Consider the following 19113-nt stretch of genomic DNA (forward strand, 5'->3'; position numbering starts at 1 on the left):
TATTTCTGTAAGTTAAAAGAATTTAAACGTATAGCGATGCGTAGTTGTAAAACAGATACGAGTTTTGAAGCCATGATTCAACTGTGCGCGAGTTTAATTAACTCTCGGTAATTCTCAACAGACCCTAGAGAAAAGAAATCAAATCTTTGAATAATGTAAATCAAATAAAAATATAATAAAAATCATAACTTAATCTGAGTGCGATTTTGTGCAAATATAGTGCGTACAAAAAAGTATGAACGCGTCGTTCAGCTAAATTTACGCATTTTTACAGCTCTTTGGTGAATTGTGACTTGACCGAAATGCCGTACACATTGCAAGATAGGGCACCTAAAAAAATTTAAGTGAAGAGTTAAACTAACTTTTCTCAACATTTACATTTGCTAAAACAGCCGAGGATTACATGAAGGCTCTTGTTGCTGTAAAACGTGTGGTTGATGCCAACGTTAAAGTTCGCGTTAAGCCGGACAACAGTGGTGTTGACTTAACCAACGTTAAAATGTCAATTAACCCATTCTGTGAAATCGCAGTGGAAGAAGCGGTTCGCTTAAAAGAAAAAGGAACTGTTTCAGAAATCATCGTTGTTTCTATTGGTCCTAAAGAAGCGCAAGAGCAAATCCGTTCTGCAATGGCGCTTGGTGCTGACCGCGGTATTTTAGTTGAAGCTGATGACAGCCAACTGGGTGCTTTAGAAATTGCGAAAGTGTTGAAAGGCGTTGTTGACGCTGAACAACCTCAGTTGATTCTTCTTGGTAAGCAAGCAATTGACGATGACTCTAACCAAGTCGGCCAAATGCTTGGTGCGCTTCTAGGTGCAGGTCAAGGTACTTTTGCTTCTGAAGTTAAAGTTGATGGCGACAAAGTACAAGTAACTCGTGAAATCGACGGTGGTTTACAAACTGTTGAACTTGCACTTCCAGCGATCATCACCACTGACTTACGTTTGAACGAGCCACGTTATGCTGCTCTTCCAAACATCATGAAAGCGCGTAAAAAACCGCTGGATACCAAGTCTCCTGCTGATTTTGGTGTTTCTACAACAACTAAACTTAAAACAGTTAAAGTTGAAGCGCCTGCTGAACGTAAAGCTGGCGTACAAGTGAAGTCTGTAGACGAACTTGTAGAAAAACTAAAAAATGAAGCGAAAGTGATCTAATACAGAAGGATAAAATCATGAGTATTTTAGTTATCGCTGAGCACGACAACAAAGCACTAAATGGTGCAACTTTAAACGTTGTTGCTGCAGCTCAAAAAATCGGTGGTGATATCACTGTATTAGTTGCTGGTTCTGGCGCTCAAGCTGTTGCTGATGCTGCTGCAAAAGTTGCGGGTGTAAGCAAAGTATTACTTGCTGACAACGCAGTTTACGCAAACCAATTGGCTGAAAACGTTGCAGCTTTGGTTGCAGATATTGCTAAAGGTGGTTTCAAACACGTATTGGCTGCATCAACTACAACGGGTAAGAATATTCTTCCACGTGTGGCTGCACTTCTTGATGTCAGCATGATTACAGACATCATTGCTGTTGAATCTGCAAATACGTTCAAGCGTCCAATCTATGCAGGTAACGCGATTGCAACAGTTCAGTCTGATGAAGCAATCATTGTTGGTACTGTACGTGGTACAGCATTTGACCCTGTCGCTGCTGAAGGTGGTTCTGCTGCGGTTGAAGCTGTAAGCGAAGCAAAAAATGCGGGTATCTCTAAGTTTGTTGCTGAAGAGATCGTAAAATCTGAACGCCCAGAATTAACTGCTGCGCGTATCGTGGTTTCAGGTGGTCGTGGTGTGGGTTCAGGTGAAAACTACCATACTGTTCTAGATCCATTGGCTGACAAATTGGGCGCCGCTCAAGGTGCATCACGTGCTGCGGTTGACGCTGGCTTCGTTCCAAACGACATGCAAGTAGGCCAAACAGGTAAAATTGTTGCGCCTGATCTGTATATCGCTGTAGGTATCTCTGGTGCGATCCAGCACTTGGCAGGTATGAAAGACTCTAAAGTGATCGTTGCGATCAACAAAGACGAAGAAGCACCGATCAATGCAGTAGCAGATTACTGGTTAGTAGGTGATTTGAATACCGTTGTTCCAGAGTTAGTATCTAAAATCTAATTCCTGACAACGTTTCAAAAAAACGCTTTTGTGCAAGCAGTTTAAGCAATGCTTAACTGCTATGTGCAGGAGCGTTTTTTTATGTGCTAAAGCTGTTCTTTAATATTGTAAAAAATTAAAATCACTCGATATTTATTTTGTTATTTTAAGTCCTTGTATTCTGCAAATAATAATGAAAATTTAAGCATTTCTTTAGATGAGTGTGCATCTGAATATTCAGATTTATGATACTATTTGCCATCCATTTTTAAGCTTAACTTACACAAAACATTTTTTGTTAAGTTGGGAGTTGTAATCTTGCTGATTGATACTCGCGTATCTTGGTCTGTTCTGATCCTTGCTGTTCTGTGTCTAATTTTTCCATTTTTAGCTGATCTGCAGTTTCCACTTTTAGGTGGTGCTGTTGTACGTGGCGTGGAAAATATTCAAGCGTTACTTTTATTGATATTTGCTGTATTTAGCTATTTTTACATGCAACCGATGCATCTTCCTGATGGTAAAAAGTATTTTTGGATCTGGGCTGTACTGTGGTGGTTGCTTCTATTTGGGCGTAGCACCAGTTGGGGGAGAGACTATTTTCCCGAAGTCCCAAAAGTATATTTTCGTGGCATCTCGGTGGTTTTGATTGGTTCAGTCGTATTTATGTTATTGGTTAAACCACTGCGCGATGAGATTGCGATAAAAATGAAGAGCATGACGATCCCTGCTTGGGCAATGCTGCTCACGGTGTTGGGATTGATTATTTCTGACGGCATTGAGCACAGCCGCATTTATGGTGGAATTTTCTTACATCAGATTGCTTATAAAGACCTTATGGAAGAGCTGTATGAGTTTCCTTTAATACTGGGTTTGTTTATGGTTGCATTTCATATTATGCAGCGCGATAAGCAAGGGATCGATCAGTAAGTCCAAAGATAGGCAAGACATGGCTTAAAGCTCTCAAAAATGAGGGCTTTTTTGCATTTTATGCAACGCTGATGGGGAATGTGATGGAGCTGTAAATGTACATCCTATACATGTGTAAAAAATAACCCCTAAATTAAAGAAAATTAACGAGATTAACTGTGGTGACGTGCCACAAAAATCAGAGTGTTTATGCTATAATTTATGGCTATATTTCAGTTTTTAGTTCAGTATTTTGAACTAATAATTTTGCAAGTTTTACGACATATAAATGCAAGCGGTTTTACGTTTGTAGAATAAGGAGTATGCATGAGCGTATCGGAAATCAGACCGATTGCGATTGAGGATGAACTCAAGAACTCGTATCTTGACTATGCAATGAGCGTGATTGTTTCTCGTGCTTTGCCAGATGTTCGAGATGGTCTAAAACCTGTTCATCGTCGTGTGCTTTATGCAATGCACGAATTGGGTAATGACTACAACAAAGCTTATAAAAAGTCTGCCCGCGTGGTTGGTGATGTGATCGGTAAATATCACCCACACGGTGATTCTGCTGTTTATGAAACCATTGTCCGTATGGCTCAAGACTTTAGCTTGCGTTATCAATTGGTTGATGGTCAGGGGAACTTTGGTTCGGTCGATGGCGATAGCGCAGCTGCGATGCGTTATACCGAAGTTCGTATGCGTAAGTTAACTCATGAAATTCTTGCCGATCTTGAAAAAGATACGGTGGATTGGGAAGACAACTACGACGGCTCTGAACGTATTCCGCAAGTGATGCCAACGCGTATTCCTAACTTACTGATTAACGGTACTACAGGTATTGCGGTGGGTATGGCGACCAATATGGCGCCGCACAACATGACTGAAGTAGTGAACGCTTGTTTGGCCTATGCTGAAAACCCAAATATTTCAATTGAAGGATTGATGGAATATATTTCGGGTCCAGACTTTCCTACTGGTGGCATTATTTACGGTAAAGCGGGCATTGTTGATGCTTACCGTACGGGTAAAGGTCGTTTGCATATTCGTGGTAAATACCACTTTGAAGAAGACCAAAAAACAGGTCGTACCACGATCGTTTTCACAGAAATTCCATATCAAGTCAACAAAGCAAGAACGATTGAACGTATCGCTGAGTTGGTGAAAGAGAAAAAACTGGAAGGTATTTCTGAGCTACGTGACGAATCTGACAAAGACGGGATGCGTATTGCGATCGACTTAAAGCGTGGTGAAAACGCTGAAGTTGTGGTAAATAACTTATTCCAAAACACGCAGTTGGAAAACTCTTTCAGCATTAACATGGTGTGCTTAGACAACGGCCAACCAAAGTTAATGAACTTGAAAGACATTGTTGCGGCATTTATTCGTCACCGCCAAGAAGTAGTGACGCGTCGTACGATGTTTGAGTTGCGCAAAGCACGTGAACGTGGTCATATTTTAGAAGGTTTGACGGTAGCATTAGCAAATATTGATGCGATCATTGAAACCATTAAAACTTCTGCAAACCCAGCTGAGGCGCGTGAGCGTTTACAAGCAGGTGAGTGGGCAGCTGGGAATGTAATTGCACTGCTTGAAAAAGCAGGTTCTGTTTCTGTACGTCCCGACGAAATTGAAGGTGAAGATCCAAGCCGCCCGTTTGGTTTAGATGGTCAGATATATCGTTTATCGCCTGCGCAAGTCGGTGCGATTCTTGAGCTTCGTTTGCACCGTTTAACGGGTCTTGAACAAGACAAGTTACAATCTGAATATACTGAAATTTTAGGTCAAATTGCTGAACTCACAGCGATTTTAAATGACTTCAATTTATTGATGGCAGTGATTAAAGAAGAATTAGCTTTAATTTTGCAACAATACGGTGATGCTCGTCGTACCGCAATTGTTGAGTCTCGTATTGACTTCTCGCGTGAAGATTTAATTCCTGAAGAGCAAGTGGTACTGACTGTTTCAAAAACAGGTTATGCGAAAACGCAACCGCTTTCAGACTATGCTGCACAGCGTCGTGGTGGACGTGGTAAATCTGCGACATCGATGAAAGAAGATGATTACATCCAGCATCTGATTGTGACCTCTAACCATGCCACAGTGTTGTGCTTTACCAATGTTGGTAAAGTCTATCGCCTGAGAGTGTTTGAAGTGCCTCAAGCATCGCGTGGTTCAAAAGGTCGCCCAATGGTGAACTTATTGCCACTGGATGCCGATGAGACAATCACAGCAATTCTTCCAGTGATTGATGCACCGAAGAAATTTAAAGAACGCTTAGCTGAGTTCAAAAACTTTGTGCGTAGCAATGTCGCGACATTACGTGAAAATAGTATGATCGACGCGCATTATGAAGCGTTAAAAGCTTCATTCGATGAGTTGGCTGAAGATGCTGATGAACTTTCTGATGCATTACGTAAGCAATTGAAAGAGTTGGGTGTTGAGCTTTCAACAACTGATTTGGACAATGAAACGGTTGTTGAATTTGCTGATCTTGCAGAGAAAATGCGTAAGAACTTCTTTGTATTTATGGCAACTGCATCTGGTACAGTCAAGCGTGTTGAATTAGAACAATTTAGTAATGTTCGTTCAAACGGCTTACGTGCAATTGAGCTAAAAGAAGAAGATACTTTGATTGGTGTTGCAATCACCGATGGCGAACAGCAAATCATGTTGTTCTCAAATGAAGGTAAAGCAATTCGCTTCTCTGAAACTGATGCACGTGTGATGGGACGTACTGCAAAAGGGGTGCGTGGTATGCGTGTCACTTTAGCTGCAGCCCAGGTCGAAGATGATGTTGAAACTGACACAGATTCAGAGGATGAAGAATCTTCTGATTTAAATGTGGCGAGCCGTATTGTTTCATTAGTTGTTGTACCTGAAACTGGCGAAGTACTGTGTGCTTCTGCAAATGGTTATGGGAAACGTACGCCTGTTGATGACTTCCCAACCAAGAAACGTGGTGGTAAAGGTGTTATTGCCATCAAAACATCTGAACGTAACGGTGAGTTGGTCGGTGCGGTTGCAATTGATGAATCTAAAGAGTTGATGTTGATTTCTGATGGCGGTACTTTAGTTCGTACTCGTGCCTCTGAAGTTGCTAGAACAGGGCGTAATGCACAAGGTGTACGTCTGATTCGTTTAGGTAATGAAGAGATCTTGGTCGGTGTCGTTGCTGTTGAAGCAGTTGAAGTCGAAGATGATATTTTAGATGCTTCTATTGAAACAACTGAAGAAACTGTGGTTGACGAAGTAAATGTAGATGCATCTGAAAATACAACAGATACCAATACATCGAACGAAGACTAACTGAATGAAAAAGAAAAGGGCGCTTCGGCGTCCTTTTTCATATTGGCGATGACCTAGTGGTGGATAAGATTTTATGAAAGCAAAATTACTGGTTTTGAGTTGTGCGTTGGCTTTAACAGCGTGTGATAAATTGGGACAACAGGCATTGGATTCGATTCCAAATCCGAGTCCTGCTCAAGAGAAAGTGGCTCAGCAAGCTTATCAAGCCTTTACTCAGGGGGATTTTCCGCAGCTCTATACTTATTTTGAGCCAGAGTTACAGCGTGAATTTAAAACTCATGAAAAAGACATGCGCAAATTTGCAAAATCGATTCCTAAACAAGCCATAACGACTCAAAAAATTGTATCGAAACACATTGAAAAGTCGACGGAAAAACCAAGTTTGTATGCAGTTACCTATGAGTATGCTTATAGCAATAAAAACCTAGTTCAATACGATGTTGGTTTTGATAAAGCAGGCGGAAACACAAAAATTCGCAGCTTTGATGTCAAACTTTATGGGGCCTCAACGGATTAAATTGGTAGGATTGTTATCAATACGTTCTAAAATTTAGCGATGCTTGAGACGCCAATAAGCAAATGCTGCGCAAGCTATACCAAACACAAAGAGATAGAGTAGTTTCGGCAGAATAAGTGTAGTTGGTACACCCATTTGGTTCAGTTGAATAAACATTTGAATCCCTTGGGTCGATGGCAAAACATTGCCCAAGTATTGCATCCAAGCGGGCATTGCGGCGTGTGGCCATGCTGTTCCTGAAAGTAGAAATAGCGGAATAGAGGTAAATACAATGACATGTCCTGCACGCTCAGGCATATCGAAAAATGTTGAAATCAACATGCCTAAAGCCACGATACAGCCTATAAAAATCGGCACGGCCAGTAACATGCCACTAAAATTTCCCCCATGTGGGTAGTCATTTAACCAATAAATAAAGCCAAATAAATATAAACAACCGAGCATACCAATGGTCAGAATGGTGCAAAAAATCGCAAAAAATTCCGTCGTCGTTGGTCGCCATTTCTGTTCGCGGTATCCGGCCAATAACATCCCTAAACCGAGCACGATGGTTTGATGAATAATCAGCGGAGCAATAGCAGGGAAAATATAACTGCCATAACCCGACATTGTGTTAAAAAGCGGTGTTTGATGAATGGAAATGGCTGGAGAAAAGTGCGAAATATTGCCAAATTTTTCCACATGCTCGCGTACAGCATTTTCAATTGAGGTAGCGAGACCTAGTCCAATTTGCTTAGTTTTTAAAAAGTTTGCCGCGCTGAGATAGAGCCCAATCCCACCGACTTCGCCATGCCGAAGACTGTTGGAAAGATTTTCGGGTAAGAGCAAAATACCATCGGCTTGCTGTTGTTTAATCATATTTTCAGCATCGAGGAAATTACCCGTCACAGCTTTCACTTCAACATTTGGACTGAGCGAAACTTGCTGAATGATGTTATTGGTCACGATACTTTGTTCTTCATCCACAATTACAATCGGCAAAGCTTCTGCTTGCTGTGCTTTGTAGGCAGTCGGATAGAAAACACTATAGAAAATCACCGAGAGGATGAGCGTGGTTAAAATCGACTGATTGGCGATAATGTCTTTAAATGTCTTGAGGTAATAGTGCAAAAATGACTTCATGACACTGCTCCTTTGCTTCGTTTTTTGAGCAGCAGGACAGAGGTCACAGCGTAAAAGACCACATAGAGGATAAGTATGAGTAAAGGCAATAGCGATGAACTAATTGGGCTACCAATGACCCATTGTTCGGTTTGTAGTTTGGCATAAGGTGTGTAAGGGATAATATTGGCCCAAAATTTGGTAAACAGTGGTGCGTTATTTAAGGGGAGCGTCACTCCTGCAAAACTGAGCGAAGAGCCGCCATACACAGCAATTAAACCAAAGGTTTTAGATAAGTTGTTGGTGGCTAAAACAATGGTGCTACTGATCAAGGCATAGGCACTATAAAATAAAAGCTGTCCCAACATAATCAACCAAAGTTGACCTGCGACAAACCAACCGCGAATCTCAATCAGCCAAAACATCCACGCCCATGTCCATAAGCTAAAAATTAGAACATAGGTCAGATTCTTAGAGAGGATAGCTTTAAAAGCGGATTGATTGTTTAGCCAGTTTTGCGTTGTATGAAACTTAAATTCCTGACCGACTGAAAACGCGACACAGCAGCAGAGCAGTAAATGTAAAATCGCAGGAATCATAAAGGGTTCTAAATAGAACTCATAACTCAAATTTGGGTTGTATAAGGTCGAAATTTTAACGTGTGGTGTAGGTACATCTAAATAAGGAATAGTATTTTTTAAATAGCTTTCACCAGCATAGTCTGCCATGGCTTCAACTGTGCTGAGTAACATGGCTGATGAAATGGTGTTACCCACACTAAAGTAACTTTGGTTATAGGCGATGCTGATTTCAGCATCTTTAGCTTGAACAAAACGTTGTTCGGCCCCATTGGGAATACTGACGTAACCCCAAACTTTGGTTTGGTTCAGCAACTTTTCAACTTCGGTATTTTGATCACTGACGATGGCGACATCTAAAGTATGGTTGAGTCTTAAGTAGCGCTGTATGTTTTGGCTTAGCTCACTTTGGTCCTGATCAATAATCGCAATAGGCAAATGTTCGGGTTTACCTTGGGCAAACATGCTGGAAAACAGTACGATAATAAACAGTGGGGCAAGCGTGACTAAACATAGATCCCACTTATGTTTGAGTAAATAGTTCAGTTCCCGCAGTAGTCCCCTTAGCATTATTTGCTCTCTTTGACTTTAAACAACACACTCATGCCAACTTTTAGGTCTGGAATAGCTTGCGAAGGCGTCAAATGAACTTTAAAGCTACGAATGTCATAGCCTCCTGTTTGGCGTGTGGTCTTAATCGTGGCAAATTCGCCTTCGGCATCAATATTCTTAATATTAAAGTTTGTATTCAGGTTTAAGGCTGGAATAAAGCCTTCAATTTGTTTTGCTTGATAGATGTTGGCGTATTGGTCTTCACGAATATTCAGTGATACCCAAAGCTCGCGATCTTGAATAATACTGACAATCGGCACACCCATCGCTACCAATTCAGAGGGTTTGCCATAAGTTTTAGAGACAGTACCGTCAATGGGTGAGAGTAGTTTGGTTTCAGCTTCAAGTGCATTGACTTCAGCAACAGCTGCTTTTGCAATTTGCACTTGCGCATCTGCTGAACTTTTTTGCTGTGGAGTGCTGCCACGTTCAGCCCGAGCATACTGTTGATATGCCGCTTCTGTCATTTGAGCAGCTGATTGCGCCGCAGCATGCATTTCATCACGACGTTGGCGTGAGATGACACCTTGTTGGTACAAGTTTGCACCACGTTGATAGGTGGTTTGTGCCAAAGTTTGCTGTGCTTTCAGTGCTTGCCAGTTGGCGTATAAACTCGCAATATTTTCTTCCTGAGAGCCACGGTCAGCGGTGGACTGGAGTGCTAAGGCAGCCTGTAAGCTGGCCAGTGCTTGCTGTTTTTTGGCATCGACTTCAGGGCTATACAGTCGAACGAGTTCTTGGTTTTTGCTGATCTTCTGTCCGTCATGGACATAGATTTCATCAATTCGACTGGGCACTTTGGTGCTAACATGGATCGTTTCTGCTTCAACTCGACCTTGGATTTCAACCGTTTTCGGTTGATAGACCTTCCACAGTCCAAAAGCAATCACGATGAATAGAATGATGAGAGCAAGCCCCCCAATTAGCTTGATCGCTTTGGACTTTTGCTCGGTGTTCGTATTGACTGATGCTGGCTCAATCTGTTCGCTCTCAGTCTGTGCCTGCTCTTGAGTATCATTTGTGGTTAATTCCTCTGTTGATGGCACCGCTTGATCTTCTTGTTTTTCAGGTTTTTGCGGATCAGATTGGTTTTGATCTTGATTCATTAAATGGCTCTCATCAAAGAATTAACGAATAAATCGTGTATTGGGTTGCAGAAGATAGGTTTGGAACTGATGGATCGAACCATGACTTTGTAGAAGCGTCGCCAGTGACATGACATATTTATAGGCATTCAGTGCGGTTTCTGCTTTTAAAGCGCTGAGCATATTTTGTGCATCGATCACTTGGGTCGCTGTTCCCATATCTTCTTTAAAGGACAGTTCTTGTATACGTAAATTTTCTTGCGCTGCTTTTATATTTTGCTGTAATAACTGATCACTTTGCTGCGCTGTGGTGGCTTCGCTATACGATTTATAAATCACATTTTCAATTTCTTGTTTAGTCCGTGCTGTCATCAGTTCAGAAGCATAGCGTTGTAATTCAGCTGCTTGGACATTTTTGTTTTTATCAATGCCTGAAAACAGATTGTACTGTGCGGCTAAGCCAACGATCCAGTTATTTTTGTCATCCAGACTGTATTCACCAAAGGCAAAAATATGGGGTTTCTTGGCGGCGTTTTGTGCGGTGACATTGGCTTGTGCCAATTGAGTGTCCATTTGCAGTTTTTGTACTAAAGCCGATTGATCTGCATATGACCTGAGTAGGGTATTCAGATCTTGGTTTTGGGTACTGTTAATAAAGAGTGGTGTGGTGAGCTCAGTAATTTGGCTGCTTTGCAAAAGGTTATTCAACTGAAATAAACTGGCTTTTAAATTGGCCTGACTGGCTTGCTCACTGCGTTGTGCATTGTTTTTTGCCACTTCAAATTGCATGCGCTGGCCTTTACTAATAAAGCCCTGTTGTTCAAGTTTAAGTGCATTGTCATAGTGTTTTTGCATTGCATGCCAATTATATTGGCTAGATGCGAGTAACTGTTTTTGCAGTTGAACATTGAAATAGGCTTGAATCAGCTCAAAGCGTTGTAGGTCTTGCTGTTGTTTGCTGTTGAGTTCGCTACGTTTGGCTTTGATATTGGCGACTTGTTTCGCACTTGAGGTTAATCCGCCTGTATAAAGCGGCATCATTGCAGAAATGGTTGGGCGTATGACTTGATCTTCTAAGGTAATTTGCGAACTATTCGGAATAAGCCCGACACCATTATGGATGGTTTGATCAATACCTTGTTCTAAACCACTTAAATCGCCCAAATTTGGATAGGTGTTTTGCCACTCATCAATTTTTGTGGCTACACCGTCAGTTAGTGTGTGTTCTAAATTATTTTTGAGTGCACCAAGAGGTACATCCAGCTCATTATGAAAAGCATAAGCACGTACGTTCAGATCGATACGGGGTAGCCCCAAACCTTTGACCGCTTCAGCTTCTAGTTTTGAGGCTTGTTGTAAGGCTTGGGTGGCCTGTGTGCTAAACGAGTCTTGTAACACACTTTGCTCAGCTTGTTGATAGCTGATAGATGCAGCAAAAGTCGTCGAGCTGATTCCGAGACTGAGACCGAACATGCTTAATGACAAGATTGATGGTAGTGATGTACGCAATAAGAATTTGTTGGCTGGTGTATTAAGCATGTTGAATAGTCTTTGTGGCATGAGCACGACTCTTTTCTATGTTTTTGCACATTATACGCATAATCTAACTGTTCTGAATGCTGACTCAGTTACTGAATTGTTTAATTTGCAACTGTATATCAATAGATTAGCGACATTTTTAAGCAAAGGAAATGCTTTCGTTTGAGCTTTGGTGAATCGGAAAGCGCTGCTGTAATTGATTGAGGAATGCTGAGTTCAAACTGGATCGTTGATCTTGATTGAGTTTTTGACTGTAAAGGTGAGATTACATTGAAATATTTTCAGTTGAATTTACTGCAAGCACTGGCTATCTGTGGTTAAATGCCATCATTTTATTGTGTTTCACTTTGAAAGGAAAAATCATGCGCGCGTACAACTTCTGTGCTGGTCCTGCTGCATTACCTACTGCCGTTTTAGAAAAAGCACAAGCTGAAATGCTTGATTGGCAAGGCAAAGGTCTTTCCATCATGGAAATGAGTCACCGTAGTAAAGACTATGTTGCTGTGGCTGAAAAAGCAGAAGCAGATTTACGTAAACTCATGAACATTCCAGAGAACTATAAAGTCTTGTTCCTTCAAGGTGGTGCTTCACTTCAGTTCTCCGCTATTCCTTTAAATTTGTTGGGTAAAAACAGCAAAGCGGACTATATCCATACTGGAATTTGGTCTGAGAAAGCACTGAAAGAAGCGCAGCGCTATGGCGATATCAACGTCATTGAAGCAGGTACGCAAATTGATGGAAAACTTACCATTGCAGACTCAAGCACTTGGAACTTATCTCAAGATGCGGCTTATGTGCATTATGTAGATAATGAAACGATTGGTGGTCTTCAGTTTTCGGCTATTCCAGAAACCAATGCGCCATTGGTTGCAGACTTGTCTTCAAGTATTTTGTCTGCACCTGTTGATGTGACTAAATTTGGTATCATTTATGCAGGCGCGCAAAAGAACATTGGCCCAGCGGGTTTAACCTTGGTTATTGTTCGTGAAGATCTGCTAGATCAAGCCAAACCTGAAATTCCAAGTATTTTGAAATACGCTTCACAAGCGAAGAATGATTCGATGGTGAATACACCGTCGACCTATGCATGGTACTTGTCCGGTCTGGTGTTTGAATGGCTACTTGAACAAGGCGGTGTTGAAGCGATTCATAAAGTGAACCTTGAAAAGGCGAAACTGCTTTATGGTTATATCGATGCAAGCGATTTTTATGCAAATCCAATTGCTGTGCAAAACCGTTCAATTATGAATGTGCCTTTTACTTTGGCGAATCCAGATTTAGAAAAACTCTTCCTCAAAGAAGCTGAAGAAAACCATTTGTTGAACCTTGCAGGTCACCGTTCAGTTGGTGGGATGCGCGCAAGCATTTACAATGCGGTTCCACTAGAAGGCGTTCAAGCGTTAGTGAATTTTATGGATGACTTTGCGAAACGCAATGCTTAAGTCATAGAAATAAAAAAGCCCATCAAACGATGGGCTTTTTTATTGGTTTTTTAACAGATTATCTAAAACAATCGTGACATTTTGGTGTCATACCAATAAATCATTCATTTTATTTATCGCTTAGTAAGGACGCCCACCTGCAAGACTAATACGTTTGAGTAAGCGACGTTGATCGACAGGAAAGGTGCGACGTGAATGTAGTGTCACCTGATTATCCCAAAAGACAATATCTCCAGTTTCCCAGTGATGTTCATAGCGAAACTCAGGTTTGAGGATGTGCGCACGAAGTTCAGCAATCAATTCGCTGCCTTCGGTATCATCAACATTGAGTAATTCAACTTCCGAACGGGTATTGAGCCAAAGCGCTTTACGTCCAGATTCTGGATGTGTGCGGACTAAGGGATGCGGATAGGCATGACCTAAAATGGGTTGATCTTTAAAGCGATAATAAGGGCTGTCTCCATAACCTGTATTGCCTGTATTACTTTGCGCACGGACGAATGGGTTATAAGTAATCAGTTGTAGTTGGTCGATCTGCTTTTTGACGTCATTGGGAAGCGCATCATAGGCTTTGATGGTATTGAACCAAGAGGTTTGTCCGCCGTCTGGAGGAAGCTCAAGGGCATAGAGCAGAGAGCCTAAAGAGGGAAGAGGTGTCCACTGGTGATCGGCATGTGGGGTGAGTTCGCCATGGCCAGTGTAGTCGCCTTGACCGACCGCATTGGAAACAGGAACTACATCGGGTGGAACACCAGTGTCAGTCTGGCTAGCCAGCACAGGATTGTCCGCACTTGGGCGGAAAATAGAACCAAAATAACTGGCAAAGGCTAAATATTGCAGATCATCCAAAGTTTGGTTTTTAAAAATTAAAATTAGATGTTCAGCCAAAGCTTGTTTCAAGCGGTAAATGGTTTCTCCTGCTTGAGCTTTACGGGCATCTAAACCAAAAACCACAGCACCTAAGGCTTCTTCCGCCAGTGGGATAATTTGTATTTCTTCTGGATTTTGAAATTGTTCAGGTTGATGCCAACGCGGGGCATCATGAATTGCTTGTGAAAGTTGGGTTAGTGCGGTCATTTTGATTATTTTCTCTAGATATGAGGTCTAGAGAAAATGTAATCAAAATATGTGTAATCTTAAAATTAAAAGAAGTTCTAAACTTATGAAAAAACTTAAAAAATACTAAGCTAATGATTGTATTACTTTTCTTTTATAATGAAATATTTAGCTCAAAATGAGCAGATTTAATGTGCGCAAAACGCCTGATTAAAATACTCAAACAGGTCAGGTGTATTCAGCCAAAGGCTAATCGCCAGAGCAAACAAAGCAACGATGCTAATGCCGATAACACACTTGAGCCATAAAAATGAATTAGTCATGGACAACCGCCTTTTCATCGACAAAGAAATGTACCAGTACGCCAAAAACACTCAGAATAATAGAGAACAGCCAAATCAAGTCATAATTACCTGTCACGTCATGGTTCACACCACCCAGCCATCCACCGAAAAATGAACCAACTTGATGGGTAAAGAACACGATGCCGCTCAGCATGCTGAGGTATTTAATACCAAACATATTGGCCACAATACCGTTGGTCAAAGGCACTGTAGATAACCATAATAAACCCATCACCACACCAAAGCTATAGATGGTGAGGGTGCTGAGCGGGAGCATCAAAAAGGCAATAATCGCAATGCCTCTGAGCCCATATAAGCCCATCAGCAACTTTGGTTTAGAATATTTCCCACCTAGCCAACCCGCAGTGTAAGTGCCAACGATATTAAATAAACCGACCAGCGCCAAGAAAACGGTTCCTGTGGTTGCATTAAAACCATGGTCAATCAAATAGCCAGGTAAATGGATACCTATAAAGACCACTTGGAAGCCACAGACCAAAAAACCGAGTGATAGGAACCAAAATGGTTTATGGTTTTTCGCAATCACTAAGATATCTTTAAAGCTGAGCTGAACTTGGTTGGTTGACGCATTCGGTACAACAAAGGCGGGAGCTTTGAGCATCCAGGCCAGTGGAACAATCATCGCAATTAAAATTGCACTAACGACCAGCGCCGCAGACCAGCCAAAGTTTTGTAGCAGCAGTAAGGTTGACGGCAGCATAATGAACTGCCCAAAAGAACCCGCTGCACTGGCAATGCCCATAGCAAGGCTACGTTTTTCAGGCGGTGCAGCACGACCCACCGCGGATAACAATACAGAAAAAGAGGTCGCAGATAATGCTAGGCCCAAAATAAGACCGACACTTAAGTTGAGTAACCAACCCGTAGAGCTGACTGCCATGAGCAGCAAACCGATGGTATACAACACACCACCGACGGCAACCACGATTTTAGAGCCATATTTATCTGCTAATGCACCTGTAAAGGGTTGCGCAGCGCCCCAAATCAGGTTTTGCATCGCAATCGCTAGACTAAAAACATTATGTCCCCAGCCAAACTCATCACTCATAGGCACAAGGTAGAGTCCAAAGCCATGTCGGACACCTAGTGATAATGCCAGAATTATTGCACTTCCAATGAGCATATAAATCAGCGGTTTGGAAAAACGAGTTTCTGACATATTTCAACCAAAAAATGAGCTTAGAGTTCGCTATATTAAGTGAATTATTTGCTGAAAGCGATGATAAAAAATTTACTATTTGATCAATAAAAACAATGAATATTCATGAAAAAAGACGACTTGGTGTCGTCTTTTTGCTAGTTGTTTGAAGCTTAGAACCGGTAGCCGACCCCTGCATAAGCCAGAATCGGGTTAATTTCAATATCGGCTGTAGATTTGATCAGTTCACCGTGCGTAGCATCTTTGACGGTAATCGTGGTTTCATTTTTAAGATGAGCATAGGACACGGAACCGACAGCAAACCATTTATCATTAAAGTCATAGGTGAAACCGACGGTTGCAATAGGGGCGAAGGCATCAGTTGCTTCTAGCTTAACTTTGGGATTAGCTGAACTTTTTTTCCCTTCAAGTGATGCGCCAGCATTTCCTTCTTTAATATTGGCAATCATATGACCTGCTGCAATCAAGTCTTTTTCAGTTTGTGGGTTAATTTCCAACTCATTAAAGTAGGCATACATCATTCCAACACCGACATAGGGGCGGAATTTATTCACACCTGTTTTACCAAAGTGATATTGGAACTCGAAAGCAGGTGTCCACGCACGTGCAGATGCCGCAGGGCCGTGTGCTTCCAAATCGGTAATGAAAATATCATTTTCAAGTTCTAAATTTCCTAAAGCTCCGCCCATAGGTGTTGCAGTTGCTGAAAAAGGCGCATAAATTTTTCCTTTACCTTGTAAATCGACTTTAGGTGGAATCCCTGCTTTCATTTCAAAAGAAATATTGTCGGTAAAAAAGTAATTAGTCATGATGCCCAATGTGGTGACATCATCGGCTTCTAAACCCGTACCAGGGTTGTCCCATTGACTGAGTCCACGGATTTCAGCAGTCCCACTTAATGCTGAGGGGACATCAGCATTAATTAAAGCTAGCCCATCAAGAGTAGCCTTTAAGAGAGGATTGACGCTACTTCCTGGCTTGATATTGTCGAGCACCGTTTGTGCTTTGATATCTCCAACTTTTGCAGTTTCGCCTTCTTTAACCGATGTGTTAACTCGGAAAGGTTGAGCTTTACCTTGTGGCATGACATGTAAAGCACCGACCGATACAGAAAAGCGTTTAAATCCATCACCATCTTGTAGACTAAAATAAGGTGAATCTGCATGTGTGAGCATAGGTAAAGCAGCAATAGACGTTGCTACACAAAGCAATGTTTTTTTCATTCTGGGACTCCATGTCCAAATTAGCTATTCGTTTTTATAGAGCGTATTATTAAGGTTGCTGCTACGATAAAGCTGTTGTTTTTGAAGGACATGTGTTTTTGACATTTGTGAATGTCAAAACCTGTTTTGTGTGATCATGTTACTAGCTTGCAATCTTTGTTACAGGTGAATGAATGTAATAGAAAGCTACTGTTGAATATTTTTTGATTCTAGCTGTTTGTAAAATAAAGAAAAAATTTCAAATCCAATATTTACTTAGTCATAAAAAAGACCACCAGTAGGTGGCCTTTTTGACAGATGGCATCATAATTCATGCCAATGACATCATTTAAGACTGAAAACGTGATAAATCTTCTTCAGGACGTGCAGTTAATACTTCAACCCCGTTTTTAGTGACCAACAACGTATGTTCATACTGTGCAGACAAACTATGGTCTTTGGTCACTACCGTCCATTTATCGCCCAGTAATCTAGTTTTCCAGTCACCACCATTGACCATTGGTTCAATGGTAAAGGTCATGCCTTCTTCTAAAATCATGCCTGAGTTTGGTTGACCATAGTGTAAGACTTGAGGTTCGTCATGGAACACAGTCCCAATACCGTGACCACAATATTCACGCACGACACCGAAACGTTCCGATTCGACATATTGTTGAATGGCGTGACCAATGTCGCCAATGGTTGAACCTGGCTTCACTGTTGCTATTCCACGGTACATCGCTTCTTGTGCCACTTTACATAAACGATTCGCGAGAATAGAAGTTTCGCCACCCACGATGTACATCATGTTGGTATCGCCGTGGAAACCATCTTTAATGACCGTCACATCAATATTTAAAATATCGCCTTTTTTCAACACTTTTGCATCTGAAGGAATGCCGTGACAGACCACATGGTTTACAGAAGTACAGATCACATGTTGGAAAGCAGGGCGACCCGGTGCTGCACCGTAACCTAAACATGCTGGAATAGCGTCTTGTTTATTGACAATATAATCGTGACAAATCGTATCTAACTCAAGTGTAGTCACACCTGGTTTAATATGTGGCTTGATCATATCCAAGACTTCAGCCGCCAGTCGTCCAGCCACACGCATCTTTTCGATGTCTTCAGCGCTTTTGATGAGTCGACGGGGTGCTTCGTAAGTACTGTTCATGATCTCTAAAAACTTTTGGAAATTTGTGTGTGACTATGGTATAAATAGCCGCCCATTTTATCAAATGCTTTTTCGTGAATAAATTTCACGGGCTTTGTGCGATGGGGCAATAAAATCCGCACATATATCGACACATTTCTCTGGGTGCCCGTTAGGGTGGAGGATGCGGATATATGGAGGCCTAACCCAAACTTTAAGGTAAAGAAAATGGCAGATTACAACGTAAGCATGCGCGACCTTCTTCAAGCAGGCGCACACTTCGGTCACCAAACACGTTTCTGGAACCCAAAGATGCGTCAATACATCTTTGGTGCGCGTAACAAAATTCACATCATCAACCTTGAGCACACTGTTCCTGCGTTAAATGATGCTTTGAACTTTGTTAACAACCTTGCTAGCAAAAAGAATAAAGTATTGTTTGTTGGTACGAAACGTGCTGCTTCTAACATCATCCGTGAACAAGCACAACGTGCTGGTCAACCATATGTTGATCACCGTTGGTTAGGTGGTATGTTGACGAACTGGAAAACACTTCGCCAATCTATCAACCGTCTTAAAGATCTTCAAACTCAATCTCAAGATGGTACTTTCGCTAAGCTTACTAAACGTGAAGCTTTAGAGCGTACTCGTGAGATGGAAAAACTTGAACGCGCTTTAGGCGGCGTTAAGAACATGGGTGGTTTACCTGACGCATTATTCGTAATCGACGTTGATCACGAAGCAATTGCAATTAAAGAAGCTAAAAACCTTGGTATTCCTGTAATCGGTATCGTTGATACAAACTCTAACCCAGACAACGTAGACTACGTTATCCCGGGTAATGACGATGCGATCCGTGCAGTTACTTTGTATGCTTCTGCTATGGCTGATGCGATTCTTGCTGGTAAAGAATATGCTCAATCACAAGCAAATGCACAAGCTAAAGTTGAAGAAGCTAAAGAAGCTCCTGAGGCTTAATGCGTTTGACGTAAGCTTGT

General features: G+C 41.6%; 16 protein-coding genes. 7 read left to right on the forward strand and 9 right to left on the reverse strand.

The features are described 5' to 3' along the window. Nucleotides 1-403: 403 nt before the first annotated feature. From MF4642_RS12720 to MF4642_RS12740, 5 genes are all read left to right on the forward strand, one after another. On the forward strand, nt 404-1156 hold the full coding sequence (locus MF4642_RS12720) for an electron transfer flavoprotein subunit beta/FixA family protein (protein ID WP_005400499.1): 753 nt from the start codon (nt 404-406) through the stop codon (nt 1154-1156). A 17-nt stretch (nt 1157-1173) separates the two neighbouring features. Further along, nucleotides 1174-2109, forward strand: coding sequence for an FAD-binding protein (locus tag MF4642_RS12725; RefSeq protein WP_078426455.1), 936 nt, complete (start codon nt 1174-1176; stop codon nt 2107-2109). Nucleotides 2110-2406: 297 nt separating this feature from the next. Next, nucleotides 2407-3015: a hypothetical protein gene (locus tag MF4642_RS12730; RefSeq protein ID WP_078426479.1), complete on the forward strand. Its 609-nt coding sequence runs from the start codon at nt 2407-2409 to the stop codon at nt 3013-3015. Between the two features lie 306 nt (nt 3016-3321). Beyond that, nucleotides 3322-6303: a DNA gyrase subunit A gene (gene gyrA, locus MF4642_RS12735; RefSeq protein ID WP_078426456.1), complete on the forward strand. Its 2982-nt coding sequence runs from the start codon at nt 3322-3324 to the stop codon at nt 6301-6303. A gap of 73 nt (nt 6304-6376) precedes the next feature. After that, nucleotides 6377-6820 carry a DUF3887 domain-containing protein gene (locus tag MF4642_RS12740; RefSeq protein WP_078426457.1) on the forward strand — a complete coding sequence of 148 codons (444 nt, stop codon included), beginning with the start codon at nt 6377-6379 and terminating at the stop codon, nt 6818-6820. Between the two features lie 33 nt (nt 6821-6853). Here the strand turns inward: MF4642_RS12740 and MF4642_RS12745 are convergent, their stop codons facing one another. Genes MF4642_RS12745 through MF4642_RS12760 form a run of 4 tightly spaced genes read right to left on the reverse strand, consistent with a single transcriptional unit; the run spans nt 6854 to nt 11756 of the window. Then, nucleotides 6854-7942 (reverse strand): ABC transporter permease, encoded by a 1089-nt coding sequence (locus MF4642_RS12745; RefSeq protein ID WP_078426458.1) that lies wholly within the window; start codon nt 7940-7942, stop codon nt 6854-6856. Further along, nucleotides 7939-9069, reverse strand: coding sequence for an ABC transporter permease (locus MF4642_RS12750; RefSeq protein ID WP_078426459.1), 1131 nt, complete (start codon nt 9067-9069; stop codon nt 7939-7941). The genes MF4642_RS12745 and MF4642_RS12750 overlap by 4 nt, the downstream gene beginning before the upstream one ends. Next, the gene (locus tag MF4642_RS12755) at nt 9069-10217 is read right to left on the reverse strand and encodes an HlyD family secretion protein (RefSeq protein ID WP_078426460.1); all 1149 of its coding nucleotides are present in this window, start codon (nt 10215-10217) and stop codon (nt 9069-9071) included. The genes MF4642_RS12750 and MF4642_RS12755 overlap by 1 nt, the downstream gene beginning before the upstream one ends. A 21-nt stretch (nt 10218-10238) precedes the next feature. After that, nucleotides 10239-11756 (reverse strand): TolC family protein, encoded by a 1518-nt coding sequence (locus tag MF4642_RS12760; protein WP_101495451.1) that lies wholly within the window; start codon nt 11754-11756, stop codon nt 10239-10241. 341 nt (nt 11757-12097) lie between these two features. Here MF4642_RS12760 and serC point away from each other — a divergent pair, with 341 nt between their 5' ends. After that, complete coding sequence (serC, locus tag MF4642_RS12765) at nt 12098-13177, forward strand: 3-phosphoserine/phosphohydroxythreonine transaminase (protein ID WP_078426461.1); 1080 nt, start codon at nt 12098-12100, stop codon at nt 13175-13177. Nucleotides 13178-13297: 120 nt separating this feature from the next. Here serC and MF4642_RS12770 read toward each other — a convergent pair whose 3' ends face one another. From MF4642_RS12770 to map, 5 genes are all read right to left on the reverse strand, one after another. After that, a complete protein-coding gene (locus MF4642_RS12770) occupies nt 13298-14254 on the reverse strand; it encodes a TauD/TfdA dioxygenase family protein (protein WP_078426462.1) in 957 nt (318 codons plus the stop codon). Nucleotides 14255-14421: 167 nt separating this feature from the next. Further along, nucleotides 14422-14556, reverse strand: a complete 135-nt coding sequence (locus MF4642_RS17265; RefSeq protein WP_264754338.1) for a hypothetical protein — start codon at nt 14554-14556, stop codon at nt 14422-14424. After that, nucleotides 14549-15757: an MFS transporter gene (locus tag MF4642_RS12775; RefSeq protein ID WP_078426463.1), complete on the reverse strand. Its 1209-nt coding sequence runs from the start codon at nt 15755-15757 to the stop codon at nt 14549-14551. The genes MF4642_RS17265 and MF4642_RS12775 overlap by 8 nt, the downstream gene beginning before the upstream one ends. Before the next feature lie 152 nt (nt 15758-15909). After that, the gene (locus tag MF4642_RS12780; RefSeq protein WP_078426464.1) at nt 15910-16980 is read right to left on the reverse strand and encodes an OmpW/AlkL family protein; all 1071 of its coding nucleotides are present in this window, start codon (nt 16978-16980) and stop codon (nt 15910-15912) included. 328 nt (nt 16981-17308) lie between these two features. Further along, a complete protein-coding gene (map, locus tag MF4642_RS12785) occupies nt 17309-18136 on the reverse strand; it encodes a type I methionyl aminopeptidase (RefSeq protein ID WP_078426465.1) in 828 nt (275 codons plus the stop codon). Nucleotides 18137-18343: 207 nt separating this feature from the next. On the opposite strand from map, the gene rpsB reads away from it, so the two are divergent. Beyond that, nucleotides 18344-19093 carry a 30S ribosomal protein S2 gene (gene rpsB, locus MF4642_RS12790; RefSeq protein WP_004982536.1) on the forward strand — a complete coding sequence of 250 codons (750 nt, stop codon included), beginning with the start codon at nt 18344-18346 and terminating at the stop codon, nt 19091-19093. Nucleotides 19094-19113 lie beyond the last annotated feature (20 nt).

The sequence above is a fragment of the Acinetobacter sp. MF4642 genome (assembly GCF_002018925.1).
In the GTDB taxonomy this organism is placed as follows: domain Bacteria; phylum Pseudomonadota; class Gammaproteobacteria; order Pseudomonadales; family Moraxellaceae; genus Acinetobacter; species Acinetobacter johnsonii.